Here is a 13,836-nt window from a genome sequence, read left to right as displayed (position 1 = left end):
TGAAGCGTTCAAAAGGCAGCCGGGACCGGATGAGGCCTCCGGCGGTCATGGCTGCGGGCGACCCCTGCCCGTTCATTCCGGTTCGCGGACGAAATGGCCCGGACCGACCTGCCGCATCGGCAGGTCCGGCACCCGATAGTCCAGGGCCCGGACCGGGCTGCTGATCTCGGAGGCGGAGAAATCGCGCCGCAGATGGCGGTTGGTCGGATCGGTCGCCGGCACGGCCGAGATCAGCCGGCGGGTATAGGGATGCGCCGGGTGGTCAAAGATCGCGGCGCGTGGGCCGATTTCGACGATGCGGCCCAGATACATCACGGCAACGCGGTGGCTGAGCCGTTCGACGATGGCCATGTCGTGGCTGATGAACAGGAAGGACAGGCCGAGGCTGGCTTGCAGTTCCAGCATCAGGTTGACCACCTGCGCCTTGATCGAGACATCCAGCGCCGACACCGCCTCGTCCGCGACGATCAGTTTCGGCTCGAAGGCCAGGGCGCGTGCGATGCAGAGGCGCTGGCGCTGGCCGCCCGAAAACTGGTGCGGATAGCGCCCCGCCATATCCGCCGAGAGCCCCACCTGTTCCAGAAGCGCCCCCACCCGCGCCCGCACCTGGGCGCGCGGCAGGATGGCGTGCTGGAGGATCGGCTCGGCAATGGCGTCGCCGATCTTCATCCGCCCGTTCAGGCTGGCATAGGGGTCCTGGAACACCATCTGGCAATCGCGGCGCAGCCGCACCAGCCCCTTGCCGTCGAGCCTGGAGATATCCTGCCCCGCGACGCGGATCCGGCCCGCGCCGGGCTGTTGCAGCCGCATCACCGCCCGCGCGGTGGTGGACTTGCCGCAGCCGGATTCGCCGACAATGGACAGGGTTTCGCCGGGCATGACGTGAAAGCTGACGCCCTCGACGGCGTGGACGCGCGCCGAGACCCGGTTCATCAAGCCGCCGCGCAGGTCGAAGCGCACCACCAGGTCCTCGACCTCCAGCACCGGGGGCTGGTCGGCCCGCACGGTTCGGGGCTGCTCGGCCGCCGGCGCCGGCCGGCCGGTTTCGGGATCGAGCCGGGGAAAAGGCTGCGGCGTGTCGCACCCCTGCATCGCCCCCAGCACCGGCACCGCCGCCATGAGCCGCCGGGTATAGGCCGCGCGCGGGGCGCGGAACAGATCGGCGGTGGGCGCGGTCTCGACGCAATCGCCGCGCAGCATCACCAGCGTCCGGTCCGAGATTTCCGCCACCACCCCCATGTCATGGGTGATGAACAGGACCGACATCGCCTCTTCTTCCTGCAGTTGCTTGATCAGTTCAAGGATCTGCGCCTGGACGGTCACGTCCAGCGCCGTGGTCGGCTCGTCCGCGATCAGCAGGCGCGGCTTGCAGGCCATGGCCATGGCGATGGAGACCCGCTGCCGCATCCCGCCCGACAGCTTGTGCGGATAGTCCGCCATCCGCCGCGCGGCGGCCGGGATGCGCACACGCTCAAGCAGCCGGGTCGCCTCGGCCCTGGCTTCGGCGTGGCCCATGCGGCGGTGCTGGCGCAGGGTCTCGATCAACTGGAAGCCGACGGTATAGGTCGGGTTCAGCCCGGCCTCCTGGAAGATCATGCCGATCTCGTTGCCGCGGATGCGGCGCATCGCGCTTTCGGGCAGTTCCAGCAGCGACCGGCCGGCGAATTCGACCTGGCCGGTGATGCGGCTGGAATGCTGCGGCAGCAGGCGCATGATCGAATTCGCGGTGACGCTTTTGCCCGAACCGGATTCGCCCACCACGGCCAGGGTCTCGCCCGGGTCGATGTGGAACGAGATGTTGCGGATCACCTCGGTCCACATGTCATCGCGGCGAAAGGCGGTCGTCAGGTTCCGGACCCGCAGCACCGGATTCGTCACCGCATCGGCACGACGCTCTGCGGCGGGCGGCGGTTGGTCATACATGGGCCACCTCAGGCATTGTTCTGCGGATTCAGGATTTCGCGCAGCCGGTCGCCGACCAGGTTGATCGACAGGATGGTGACGAGCAGTGCGATGCCGGGGAAGATGCTGAGCCAGTAATGGCCCGCGAACATGTATTCGTAGCCGTTCGAGATCAGCAGCCCCAGGCTGGGTTCGGTGATCGGCACGCCGACGCCCAGGAAGGACAGCGTCGCTTCCAGGGAAATCGCGCGGGCGACCAGCATGGTCACGATGACGATCAGCGGCGGAATGCAGTTGGGCAGCAGATGCCGCGTCAGGATGCGCCAATGCGACAGCGCCATGGTCTCGGCGGCGGCGATGTATTCCTTGCGGATCTCGACCAGGGCGGCGGCGCGCGCGGTGCGCGCGAAGGTCGCCCATTCGACGATGATCAGCGCCAGGATGACGTTGCCGACCCCCTTGCCCAGAAAGGCCAGGATCATCAGCGCGACAAGGATGGTCGGAAAGGACAGCTGCAGATCGACCAGCCGCATGATCGCGGTTTCGGTGCGCCCGCCGGCATAGGCCGCGATCAGCCCCAGCGAGGCGCCGACCAGCGCCGCGAACACCGCCGAGGCGAGCCCCACCAGCAACGAGATGCGCAGTCCGTAGACGATGGCCGAATACATGTCGCGGCCCTGGCTGTCGCTGCCCAGGATGAAGGTATAGCCGCCCATCATCGGCGCACCCCCCGGCGGCTGAAGCCCGTCCAGCACGCTGAGTTGCTGCAGGTCATAGGGGTTCTGCGGCACGATGAAGGGCGCGAAGACCGCGACAAGACAGATCGCGACGGTCACGACCAGCGCCACCGCCGCCACGGGCGAGCGGATCAGGTCGCGCAGGATCTTGCGGGCCACGGCCAGGGCGCTGCCCTCTTGCAGGGCGGGGGCTTCGACGATGGGATTGACGTTATCCGACACGGGTTCAGCTCCGTCCGCCTGCGGTCCTGACCCGGGGGTCGAGCAGGATGTAGAGAAGGTCGACGATCAGGTTGATCAGCACGAACAGCGCCACGATCATCATCAGATAGGCGATGATCACCGGACGATCGAGCGAGCCGATGCTGTCGATGATCAGCTTGCCGATCCCCGGCCAGGCGAAGATCTTTTCCGTCACCACCGAAAAGGCCACGACCGAGCCGAACTCCAGCCCGATGATGGTGACCACGGGGATCATGACGTTCTTCAGCACATGTACCCAGACCACCCGCGCCGGGCTCAGGCCCTTGGCGCGCGCGACCTTGACGTAATCCTGCGGCATCACCTCGCGCACGCCGGCCTGCGTCATGCGCAGGATCAGCGAGGTCTTGAACAGCGCCAGGTTCAGCGCGGGCATGATGATATAGGCCAGCCCGTTATGGCTGAAGATCGACCATTGCATGCCAAGAAGGCGGACCGTATCGCCGCGCCCGCCGCTGGGCAGGATGCCCAGGTGGACGGCGAAGACCATGATCATCAGGAGCCCGACCCAGAAGGTCGGCAGCGAAAACCCCAGCACGCTGGCCGCCATCAGCAGCCGCGACAGCACCGCGCGCGGATAAAGCCCCGCGTAAAGTCCCGCCGGAATGCCGATGACGATGGCGATGACCATCGCGGTCGCGGCCAGTTCCAGCGTCGCGGGCAGGCGTTCCAGGATCAGGTCCAGCGAGGGGCGGTTGTAGACGTAGCTGACGCCCAGATCGCCGTTCAGCAGCCCGCCGACGAAATTCAGATATTGCCGCCAGATCGGCTGATCCAGACCAAGCTCGGCGATGATCCGTTGACGCTCGGCCAGATCGGCCTGCGGCGAAATCATGATGTCGACCGGGTTGCCGATCACATTCACGCCGATGAAGACGATGATCGTCATGACAAGCATGACCAGAACGGCCTGCGCGACACGGCGCAGGATGAAAGCAATCATATCCCTGTTACTCCCCACGGACAGGAGGTGGAGTCGCGAGCACTCTGCCTGCCCCTTCGCTGTCCGAAGTGGGCTGCCTTTGCCGACCGCGGCAAGATGCTTCTGGTTTTTTCAGTATCAGTACAGATTCGATTGCATGCAATAGTTTTTTTATGTTCTTTTTAGGCGCCGCACCTGTGCTTTTTTATGCCTCCGCAGGCCGTCGGCACCATGAAGACCAGGGTGACGGCGCAGGGTCGGAGCGGCGGTGTCGGAAAGCTCGGACATGAACCGCCTGATCCCGCCGGTTCATGGGAAGCGCTCGTGAGGCGCCAGAAGAATGCCGGCGCGGCGTCGCGTCACCCGACCCGCGCTTCGGCCCCAGGCGGAACTGGATCGCCATGGCGGAAATGTCCGGGGCAGGCCCTCCTCAGGCCGGGGCGGGAACGGCCGTCATCCCGGCGCCCGAGATCGCCTGCCGGTCAAAGCTCAGGACCGCGGCGCAGCCGGCCTCGCGCGCGGCCAGCGCGATCATCTGGTCCGAGAACCCAGCCCCGCCCTGGCGATAGCGGTCGTTGGCAAGCCCCACCCGGTCGGCCTGCTCGACCACGATCTCGCGCGATGCCAGCAAGCCGTCGATGGCGCCGGCGATATCGGCGCGCGGCAGGCGATAGGCGCGCTCGAGCACCCAGACCAGTTCGGCCAGAACCTCGCGGCACAGAAAGGCGGGCTCGGCTTCGGTCAGGGCGGCGAAGACCGCGTTGGCCTGCGCCGCCTGCTGCGCATCGTCCTGGACAAGGAAGCGGACCAGGACATTGGTGTCCAGCGCGATCATGCGTCGCGCGCGCCCTCGGCCACGGCGCGGTCCATGTCCTCGACCGTCAGGGCGGGTTGTCCGGGACGGCGCAACAGCCCGGCCAGTCCAGCCACCGGCACCCTGCGCATCAGCCGCACCTGGCCGTCGTCCAGGATGACATAGCGCAGCCGGTCGCCGGGCGACAGGTCCAGGGCCTGCCGCACCGCCTTGGGCAGCGTGGTCTGGCCCTTGATGGTGACGCTGGATTCGGACATGACGGTTCACAATGCATTTGGCTGATCCTCCTTGCATATAGCAAGAACGCATTGCCAGATCAAGGCCTTGCCCTGAAGCGACCGCCCTTATGGGAATAAAATCGGGCGCTTGGCGGTGAAAGTTGCTTGTCAGAATCGAAAAAAGCGCCGATTAATTTACGGCATAAACAGAATAAGACGGGTCAAAGCGTAACAACAACCGCCCCGGAACGAGCAAAGGACACCGACATGGGCAGTGCCGGGCCAAAGACACGCATCGACAAGCTGGTCGGCGACCATGCCGCCGCCCTGTCCGAACGCTTGCAGGCGCATCGCGAACAGCTGTTTCCGCCGGATGCGCGGCGCGAGCTGCGGCGCTTCACCTCGGGCGAGGTGGCGGACCTTCTGGGCGTCAAGGACGCCTATCTGCGCAAGCTGGACCTCGAGGGCAAGGGCCCCTCGCCCGAAACGCGGGCCGGCGGGCGGCGTTATTACACGCCGGCCGACATTCAGGCGCTGCGAGAACTGCTTGAAAAGGGGGCGAAATCCGCTGGAACCTATCTGCCAGGCCGGCGCGCGGGCGACCATTTGCAGGTCATCACCGTCATTAATTTCAAGGGCGGGTCGGGCAAGACCACCACCGCCGCGCATCTGGCGCAAAAGCTGGCGCTGGACGGCTATCGCGTCCTTGCCATCGACCTGGACCCGCAGGCCAGCCTGTCGGCCCTGCACGGCGTGCAGCCGGAATTCGACCTGCGCGACGGCGGCACGATCTATGATGCGATCCGCTACGACGACCCGGTGCCGCTGCGGCAGGTGATCCAGCACACCTATTTCACGAACCTCGACCTGATTCCCGGCAACCTCGACCTGATGGAGTTCGAGCATACGACGCCGATGGCGTTGCGCGAACGCTCGGGTAACTACTTCTTTACCAGGATTGGCGACGTTCTCGCCGAAGTCGAGGCGGATTACGATGTCGTGGTGATCGACTGCCCGCCGCAGTTGGGGTTCCTGACCATGTCCGCGCTGTCGGCCGCCACCGCCATCCTTGTCACCGTACATCCGCAGATGCTGGACGTGATGTCCATGTGCCAGTTCCTGTTGATGACCTCGAACCTGCTGGGCGTGGTCGCCGAGGCGGGCGGTAGCATGGATTACGACTGGATGCGCTATGTCGTGACCCGCTACGAGCCGGGCGACGGGCCGCAGAACCAGATGGTCAGCTTCATGCGCTCGATGTTCGGCGATCATGTGCTGAACCATCCGGTGCTGAAATCCACCGCGATTTCGGATGCGGGGATCACCAAGCAGACGCTGTACGAAGTCGAAAAAGGCCAGTTCACCCGCGCCACCTATGAGCGCGCGATGGAAAGCCTGAACGCCGTCAATGGCGAGATCGAGGGCCTGATACAGGCGGCCTGGGGCCGCAAGGGGGGATAATGGCGCGCAAGGACCTGCTCAAGAACCTGATGGCCTCGCCCCCCGTCCCCGAGGAGGCGCGCACCCCCCTGCCCCGTTCGGACCGCGGCGCCATCGGCGCGGTGTCGAAGTCGATCAACGAACTGAAAAGCCGCGCCATCATCGAGGTTCCGGCCGGGCTGATCGACAATGCGGGCCTGGAGGACCGGCTGGACGACGATCCGAGCGGCATCGAGGCGCTGATGGATTCGATCCGGGAATACGGCCAGCAGGTGCCGGTCCTGTTGCGCCATTCGCCGAATTTCGAGGGCCGCTACGACGTCGTCTTCGGCCGGCGGCGGGTGGCGGCGCTGCGGCTGCTGGGCCTGCCGGTCAAGGCGATGGTGCGCCACCTGAACGACCGCGACCTGGTGGTGGCGCAGGGACAGGAAAACTCGGCCCGCAAGGACCTGAGCTTTATCGAAAAGGCGAACTTCGCCCGGCAGATGACGGCCGCCGGCTATGACCGCAAGCTGGTCTGCGATGCGCTGTCGATCGACAAGACGGTGATTTCGCGGATGCTGTCGGTGACCGAGGCGGTGCCGGAACGGCTGATCCGCGCCATCGGCGCCGCGCCGTCGGCCGGGCGCGACCGCTGGTTGGCGCTGGCGCAAAAGGCGCGCAGCCGCCCCTTGGCCGAATTGGTCGCCGCGGCGCAGGGGTCCGATTCGGACACGCGCTTTGCCGCAGTGTTCGCCGCCGTCAGCGCCCCCCCTGCCCCACGGCCCGCGCGCACCCTGCGCGACGATCAGGGCACGGTGCTGGGCCATGTGCGGCAAGGCAAGACAAAGACGGTGATCGAACTGGGTACCGAGGGACGCGATTTCGCGGACTGGCTGGTCGATCACCTGGACGAGGTTCACCGCAACTGGCTGAAAAGCCGGAGTTGATTGCGGGACGGACAGCATAACGGCAACACAAGGAGGCACGGCACGGCAAAAGAAAAGCCCCCCAGGACATGACATCCCGAAGGGCCGCTTCTCGATCTAGCACCTCGAAGATAGCGGCAATCGTTGACAGCTGTCAACAGCGTCGGTCCCCGGCGGATGCAATTCTGTTGCCTTGTGAGATCACGAATGAGGCATATTTCCACGACGCCCTTCGGGCGGCGGCCGGTGACGGCTGGCCTGCTGGCGCACCACGCGCTGGCCGAGGCGCCTACCCGTCTGGACCCTGCGGACAAATGGGCCGTCCTGCAGGATCTGACCGAGGCCCGCGCGGCCTTTGGTCTGACGGACCGCAACCTTGCGGTTCTGTCGGCGCTGCTGTCCTTTCATCCCGACCGCAAGCTGGTCGATGGACCGCTGACGGTGTTCCCCTCGAACGCCAGCCTGGGCGCGCGCCTGCACGGGATGCCGGAAAGCACCTTGCGCCGGCACCTCGCCGCGCTGGTCGACGCGGGGATCGTGCTGCGCCACGACAGCCCGAACGGCAAGCGCTATGCCATGCGCGACGGCCGCGGCCAGATCGACCGCGTCTTCGGCTTTGACCTGCGGCCGCTGCTGCTGCGGGCCGATGAGATCGCCGCCGCCGCCGAAGCGGCACGCGAAACGGCGCGACAAGTCCGCCACGCCCGCCAGACCGTCATCCTGCTGATGCGCGACCTGACCAAGATCCTGGACATGGCAGACGCCGCTGCGGACATCACCGCCGACCAGCGCGCCCGTCTGGCTGCCCTGCAGCCGATGCTGCGGCGGAAACTGGATGCCGAGGCGCTGTCGCGGTTGGCGGGGGGCCTGCGTTCCTTGCGCGACGAGATCCTGGCCGCGCTGCCGAACACGCCAGAAATGGGCGGCAATGACAGCCAGAATGAGCGGCACCATTATAATACAAACCCTGAATCCTTTGAATCTGAACCGGCGCAGACCACGCCAGAAACGGAGACGCTGCCGCTGGAGATCGTGTTGAAGGCGGCCCCCGAGATCCAGGACTACAGTCCCGACCCGATCCGGCACTGGCACCAGTTGGACGCGCTGGCCAGCTTCGTGCATCCCATGCTGGGAATAACCTCGGAAACCTGGCGGCAGGCGGGTCAGCACCTGGGTGCGCAAAACCGGGCGATTGCGCTGGCCTGCATCCTGCAGCGCGCGGACCGCATCCGAAGCCCCGGCGCCTATCTGCGGCGGCTTGCGACAGGCGGAGACTTTCAGCCCGGACCGATGGTGCTGGCGCTGTTGCGCAGCGATCAGATGGCGCGGGGCTGAGTTGACAGCCGTCAACTTTCCGCTGGCATCACGGATCAGCGCCTTGGCGGAACACTCCGGCATCGCGTCGCAGCGGACAGAAATCCTTGGCTGCATCAAGTGGGCAGGGCAGGGCGGCAACGCACCCCATCCGACGGCAGGGCATTGACGATTCGATGCCCCGTGCCCTATGCCAGACGCAATCTAGGACAACTGACCTACAATGACCGCGCCATCCACTCGTGACCTGATTGTCGAAAAGGCAGACGCCCTGTTCTATGAGGGCGGATACGAGGCCACCTCCTTTGCCGCAATCGCGGCGGCCGTGGGCATCTCGCGCGGCAACTTCTATCACCACTTCAGGACCAAGGACGACATCCTGGAGGCGGTGATCACACGCCGCATGGTGCAGACACGGGCGATGCTTGACGGCTGGCAAGCGGATGGGGCCGATCCGCGCGACCGGATCCTGTCCTTCATCCGCATGCTGATCGCCAACCGGGCCAGGATCATGGCCTTCGGCTGTCCCGTCGGCACGCTCTGCTCGGAGCTCGCCAAGCTCGATCACGATGCGCAGGGCAGGGCGGCCGACATCCTCGGCCTGTTCCGCGACTGGCTTGCCGGGCAGTTCCGGGCGCTTGGCGCCGGCGACCGGGCCGCGGCGCTGGCGATGCATCTTCAGTCCTGGTCGCAGGGCGTCGCGGTGATGGCCACGGCGTTCCGGGACGAATCCTTCATCGGCAGCGAGGTGGCCGGCATCGAGCACTGGCTGACGAACTTGCCGGACATTTCTGCATCCGCCAAAAAGGAGCGCCCATGTTCGTCACCATCCTGAAATTCGCCCAGAACCGCGCCGCCGCGCCGGACGTCATGGCCGCGCATAACGACTGGATCGCCCAGGGCTTTGCCGATGGCGCCTTTCTTTGCGTGGGCGCGCTGCAGCCCCCGGCCGGGGGCGCGATCCTTGCCCACGGGGAAAGCCGTGCCGATCACGACGCCCGCATCGCCGCCGATCCCTTCGTCGCGCAGGGGATCGTCACGGCGGAAACCCACGAGATCGACCCCAGGCGCACGGTGCCCGCGCTGGATTTCCTGAAGACACCGTCATGAGCGGCACCGTTCCCGGCCCGGACGGCCGCCCGCGCTGCCGCTGCTGCCCGAGTTTCTAGCCTATCACGACCGGGAGTGGGGCTTTCCGGTGGTCGACGACATCGCGCTGTTTGAGAAGCTCTGCCTTGATAGCTTCCAGTCGGGCCTGAGCTGGCGGACCCACGGTTTATGCCTTCATGCAGGCAATAGGCCGATCAACGACCATGCAGAGGGTTGCGTCATGCGGTCCGAGGTCGATCAGGCACGGAAGGCCCTGCAGCGTCCGTGCTGATGAATGGCGGTGGCGGATTGTTCATGATGTGGGGTCGACCGGTTGCCGGCTGTCACGCACCGTGGCGCCGGGACGGGCGGTATCATGGCATACCTGCCGCAGCATGAAGGCCTCGGGCACGGCGGGCAGGGGACATTGCCGTTGCGCGGGCGGGATGGGGCGCGGTATCTGTCGGCAGGGATGGGACGGCTCTGGGGGGAGGGGACATCATGGCGCTCCGCAGGATGCGGTATTTCCTGGCCGTGGCCGAGGAGCTTCACTTCGGGCGTGCGGCCACCCGGCTTGACATCGCGCAACCGCCCCTGTCGCGCCAGATCGCCGCGCTCGAGGCCGATCTGGGCGTGCAGCTGTTCGACCGCAGCCGCAGCCAGATCCGGCTGACGCAGGCCGGGCTGGTGTTTCAGGAACATGCGCGCCGCATTCTGGCATCGCTGGACGCGGCCTGGCGCGAAACCCGGCTGGTCGGGGCAGGGGGCGCGGGGCGGCTGCGGATCGCTTTTGTGGGCTCGGCCTCGCACGGGGTGCTGCCGACGCTGATCAAGTCCTACCGCTCGTTCTATCCCGATGTCGAGCTTGCGCTTTCGGCGCTGAACAACGCCGAATTGCAGCTTGCCCTGATCTCGCGCGAGATCGATGTGGCCGTGGCCCGGCCGGAACTGAAGGACGAGGAATTCCGCAGCGAACCCCTGTGCCGCGAACGGCTGATCCTGGCCTTGCCGGACAATTCCCCGCTGGCCGCCCTGTCCGAGGTGGCTTTCGCCGACCTGGCAGGGCAGACCTTCGTGCTTTATCCGCGCCGACCCCGGCCCAGCTATGCCGACGTGGTGCTGGGCATCTGCGAACGCGAGGGCTTCACGCCGGGGCGGCTGGAGCTGACGCAGGATTTCCAAAGCGCGATCAGCCTGGTATCGGTTGGCGTGGGCCTGTCGGTGGTACCCGAATCCGTGGCGCAGACGACCCGGCCCGGCGTGACCTATCGGCCCTATGCGGGTTACAACCCCGGCACCGGGCTGACCGTCCATGCCCGGCTGGACAACCGTTCGCCCCAGGTCATGAACTTTCTGGAGGTCACCCGGAAATTCGCCCGCAACGCTCAGGTCGCGGGGCGGGGGTCGTCGCGAAAGGGCTCGGCCTGAACCGAGGGCCGGGCGGCAAAGCCGCGGTGCCAGGCGGCAAGCCGGGGGCGTCCGTCGCGCCAGCCCTCGTCCTGGAAGCGGAAATCCAGATAGCTCAGCGCGACCCCGATGCTGAGATGCCCGATGTCGAAGGGCCGCTGCTCAAGCCGGGGCACATGGGTTTCGAGCCAGTCGCCGATGCGGTTCAGCTTGGTGCGATAGACCGCGATCATCTGCGCCGAGCGCTGCGCCTCGGGGCGCATCCGCGCCTCGACCAGCCAGGGCAGCGCCACGTCCAGAAGCCCGGTGCCAAGCGCCTCGTCCCGCTCGGCCTCGAGCCCGGCGGCGCCGTCGGGAAACAGACGCGGGCCGGTGCCGCCCGTCATGTCGGCCCAGCGGCAGATCACATGGCTGTCGAACAGGCACCGGCCGTCCTCAAGCTCCAGGGTGGGGATCTTGGACAGCGGGTTGACCGCCATCAGCCCCTGGTGCGGGATCATCGGATCGGCCTGGGTGCGCAGCGTCGTCACCCTGTCGGCAAGCCCTTTTTCCCGGATCGCCACCATCGCCTTGCGCACATAGGGCGAGCGCGGCGACCAGTGCAGGATCGGCATGGTCAGCCCTTTCGCGCCAGCGCGGCCAGGGCGTCGCGGTCGATCGCGATGCCGAGGCCCGGCCCGGCCGGACAGTGGACATGGAAATCGCGAAAGACGATGGGGTTTCGTACCAGGTCGGTCCGGACGATGCGGGGGCCGAAATGCTCGCAGCCCCATTCCAGCGCCGGCAGCGTCGAGAACGCCGCCAGATGCGCCGCCGCGCCCACGCTGGTTTCCAGCAGGCAGCCGCCGTAAAGCTCGATGCCGAAGGCCTGCGCAATGCCGGCGGCGCGCTTCAGCTCCATCAGCCCGCCGCTTTTCACCAGCTTCAGCGAATAGACGCTGCCGGCGGCGGCCATGCCGTTCGCGACCAGTTCGGGGCCGGTGAAGGCGGCCTCGTCGATCATGATGGGGATCGGGCTGCGCGCGGCGACGCGGGCCGTCGCGGCCAGCAGGCCCGGGCGCAGCGGCTGTTCGATCAGCACGACGCCCAGGTCCTGCAGGCGCGGCAGGTAGCGGATGGCGGTCGCCTCGGTCCAGCCCTGGTTGACGTCGCAGACGATCTCGCAGCCGGGCAGGGCCTCGACGATCCGGGTCAGCCGCGCCATGTCGTCGGCGGGGGAATGAAAGCCCAGCTTGATCTTGAAGCGGCGATGTTCGCGCGCGGCCAGCTTGCGCCGCGCCTCGTCGATTTCCTGGTCGGCATCGCCCGAGGCCAGCGCCCACAGCACCTCGATCCGGTCGCGCACCACGCCGCCCAGCAGGGTGCTGGCGGGAAGGCCCAGCGAATGGCCCGCCGCGTCGAACAGCGCCGCCTCGACCGCCGCGCGGGCCGCGTTGTTGCGGCTGGCGGCCCTGGTCATGCGCAGGCCGTTGGCCTCGAATTCCAGGGCGCTGCGGCCCAGGATGGCGGGGGCGATATAACCGTCGATATTGGCGCGGATCGCCTCGACGCTTTCCTCGGCCCAGCGGGGCCCGCCCAGGGTCGCGGCCTCGCCCCAGCCTTCGGTGCCGTCGCCCAGCACGACCCTGACGATCACATAGGACTGGGCGCTGATCTCGGTGTTTGACAGGCGGTGGCGGCGCGTCGTCGGAACGTCGACGATTACGGTTTCGACGGCCGCGATGGACTGGCGGCGACCGGGTGCGTCCGGCAGGGCCTGGGCGAGGTCGTAGACGGCGGGCTGGGTCATGGCAGATCCTTTTCTGTCCCCAAAGGGTGGCCGGATGGGCCGCGCGGCGCGGCGCGGCCCCCGTGCCGTCACTCGGCGGCGACGCGGCCGCTCGCCTCCTGGCGGGGCAGCACGAAGTCGAAGCGCAGCACCAAGTCCGTGTCGGCCCCTTCCGGCGCCTTGCGGAATTCGCCGATCAGCTCCTCCTTGACCGCGAAGACCGAGTCGTTGTCGAGGTATTCGCTGCTGGAATCGTAGATCTGCGAGATCAGCGGGCGATAGCCTTCGCGGTTGACCATCATGTGGATATGGCCCGGGCGCATGCAGTGATGCCCCATATAGCGGATCAACTCGCCCGCCGTCTCGTCGCCGGGGATGGGGTAGGGCACCGGGCGGATGGCGCGAAAGGCGTAATGCCCGTTCCGGTCCGTCTCGAACCGCCCGCGCAGGTTGTAGTCGGGCTGCTCGGGATCGTGGTTTTCGTAAAGCCCGTTCGGGGCGTCCTCCCAGACATCGACGATGGCGTCGGGGATCGGGTTGCCTTCGGTGTCGCGGACATAGCCTTCGACATAGACGGTTTCCTGCCCCTCGAACGCCTTCTGCACGGTGCTGGCGCCCTTGGGCATGACCGGCGCGTTCTCGCGGAAGAACGGCCCCAGCACCGTCGAGATGGTCGCGTTCCCCTGCACCGGGTTCGACAGCATGTCGACCAGCACCTCGACGCCCAGGATGTCGGCCAGCAGGATGAATTCCTGGCGCTTGTGCGAACACAGCGCGCCCGCCCGGCCCAGATAGTCGCAGGCCTGCATGAATTCGGCGTGGGTCAGGTTCACGTCCTTGCAGAACCCGTGCAGGTGCCGGATCAGCGCCGTCATGATCTCGCGCTGGCGCTCCGGGATGGGCTCGTGCTGGCCGAGCGACCCGATCACCAGGTCGGTGACGTTCTCGATGGTGACGTTACGCATTCTTTTCCTCCTCCTCGACGCGCGGTCCGGCTGCTGCCGGCCCCTGTTGCGGGGATGCGCGGTCGCTTTGTTCGACAGGGCGCAGGCTGGC

At 66.9% G+C, this 13,836-nt stretch carries 14 protein-coding genes and 1 pseudogene; 7 read left to right on the top strand and 8 right to left on the bottom strand.

The window, feature by feature from the left end; translation table 11 throughout:
• Positions 1-72 precede the first annotated feature (72 nt).
• The 5 genes from BU28_RS0112065 to BU28_RS0112045 all read right to left on the bottom strand — a co-directional run bounded on the left by BU28_RS0112065 (position 73) and on the right by BU28_RS0112045 (position 4,893).
• On the bottom strand, positions 73-1,923 hold the full coding sequence (locus BU28_RS0112065) for an ABC transporter ATP-binding protein (protein WP_081791364.1): 1,851 nt from the start codon (positions 1,921-1,923) through the stop codon (positions 73-75).
• Positions 1,924-1,931: 8 nt separating this feature from the next.
• Positions 1,932-2,861 carry an ABC transporter permease gene (locus BU28_RS0112060; RefSeq protein WP_028719713.1) on the bottom strand — a complete coding sequence of 310 codons (930 nt, stop codon included), beginning with the start codon at positions 2,859-2,861 and terminating at the stop codon, positions 1,932-1,934.
• Between the two features lie 4 nt (positions 2,862-2,865).
• A complete protein-coding gene (locus tag BU28_RS0112055) occupies positions 2,866-3,843 on the bottom strand; it encodes an ABC transporter permease (RefSeq protein WP_028719712.1) in 978 nt (325 codons plus the stop codon).
• Positions 3,844-4,252: 409 nt separating this feature from the next.
• Positions 4,253-4,657 carry a type II toxin-antitoxin system VapC family toxin gene (locus BU28_RS0112050; protein ID WP_028719711.1) on the bottom strand — a complete coding sequence of 135 codons (405 nt, stop codon included), beginning with the start codon at positions 4,655-4,657 and terminating at the stop codon, positions 4,253-4,255.
• Positions 4,654-4,893, bottom strand: a complete 240-nt coding sequence (locus tag BU28_RS0112045) for an AbrB/MazE/SpoVT family DNA-binding domain-containing protein (protein WP_028719710.1) — start codon at positions 4,891-4,893, stop codon at positions 4,654-4,656. The genes BU28_RS0112050 and BU28_RS0112045 overlap by 4 nt, the downstream gene beginning before the upstream one ends.
• A 228-nt stretch (positions 4,894-5,121) precedes the next feature.
• Here BU28_RS0112045 and repA point away from each other — a divergent pair, with 228 nt between their 5' ends.
• The 7 genes and pseudogenes from repA (at position 5,122) to BU28_RS0112015 (ending at position 11,033) form a co-directional block, all read left to right on the top strand.
• Positions 5,122-6,315 carry a plasmid partitioning protein RepA gene (gene repA, locus BU28_RS0112040; protein WP_028719709.1) on the top strand — a complete coding sequence of 398 codons (1,194 nt, stop codon included), beginning with the start codon at positions 5,122-5,124 and terminating at the stop codon, positions 6,313-6,315.
• Entirely contained in the window at positions 6,315-7,223 is a 909-nt protein-coding gene (gene repB, locus BU28_RS0112035; RefSeq protein ID WP_028719708.1) for a plasmid partitioning protein RepB, read from the top strand. Before repA ends, repB begins: the two co-directional genes overlap by 1 nt.
• 186 nt (positions 7,224-7,409) lie before the next feature.
• Complete coding sequence (gene repC / locus BU28_RS0112030) at positions 7,410-8,537, top strand: plasmid replication protein RepC (protein ID WP_028719707.1); 1,128 nt, start codon at positions 7,410-7,412, stop codon at positions 8,535-8,537.
• A 202-nt stretch (positions 8,538-8,739) separates the two neighbouring features.
• On the top strand, positions 8,740-9,351 hold the full coding sequence (locus BU28_RS0112025; RefSeq protein WP_028719706.1) for a TetR/AcrR family transcriptional regulator: 612 nt from the start codon (positions 8,740-8,742) through the stop codon (positions 9,349-9,351).
• On the top strand, positions 9,333-9,626 hold the full coding sequence (locus BU28_RS0112020) for a YciI family protein (protein ID WP_028719705.1): 294 nt from the start codon (positions 9,333-9,335) through the stop codon (positions 9,624-9,626). The genes BU28_RS0112025 and BU28_RS0112020 overlap by 19 nt, the downstream gene beginning before the upstream one ends.
• Positions 9,623-9,786, top strand: a pseudogene (locus BU28_RS24695) (DNA-3-methyladenine glycosylase I); the annotation flags it as partial. The gene BU28_RS0112020 and the pseudogene BU28_RS24695, both read left to right, overlap by 4 nt.
• 320 nt (positions 9,787-10,106) lie before the next feature.
• Entirely contained in the window at positions 10,107-11,033 is a 927-nt protein-coding gene (locus BU28_RS0112015; protein WP_028719704.1) for a LysR family transcriptional regulator, read from the top strand.
• On the opposite strand, the gene BU28_RS0112010 is transcribed toward BU28_RS0112015, so the two are convergent.
• From BU28_RS0112010 to BU28_RS0112000, 3 genes are all read right to left on the bottom strand, one after another.
• Positions 10,991-11,626, bottom strand: coding sequence for a glutathione S-transferase family protein (locus tag BU28_RS0112010; protein WP_028719703.1), 636 nt, complete (start codon positions 11,624-11,626; stop codon positions 10,991-10,993). The genes BU28_RS0112015 and BU28_RS0112010 overlap by 43 nt on opposite strands.
• 2 nt (positions 11,627-11,628) lie before the next feature.
• The gene (locus tag BU28_RS0112005) at positions 11,629-12,801 is read right to left on the bottom strand and encodes a muconate/chloromuconate family cycloisomerase (RefSeq protein ID WP_028719702.1); all 1,173 of its coding nucleotides are present in this window, start codon (positions 12,799-12,801) and stop codon (positions 11,629-11,631) included.
• 68 nt (positions 12,802-12,869) lie between these two features.
• Positions 12,870-13,745 (bottom strand): dioxygenase family protein, encoded by an 876-nt coding sequence (locus BU28_RS0112000; RefSeq protein ID WP_028719701.1) that lies wholly within the window; start codon positions 13,743-13,745, stop codon positions 12,870-12,872.
• Positions 13,746-13,836: the final 91 nt, after the last annotated feature.

The sequence above is a fragment of the Paracoccus yeei ATCC BAA-599 genome (genome assembly GCF_000622145.1).
GTDB classification, from domain to species: domain Bacteria; phylum Pseudomonadota; class Alphaproteobacteria; order Rhodobacterales; family Rhodobacteraceae; genus Paracoccus; species Paracoccus yeei.
Note: the sequence above shows the minus strand (reverse complement) of the source record. Positions and strands in the feature narration are given on the sequence as shown.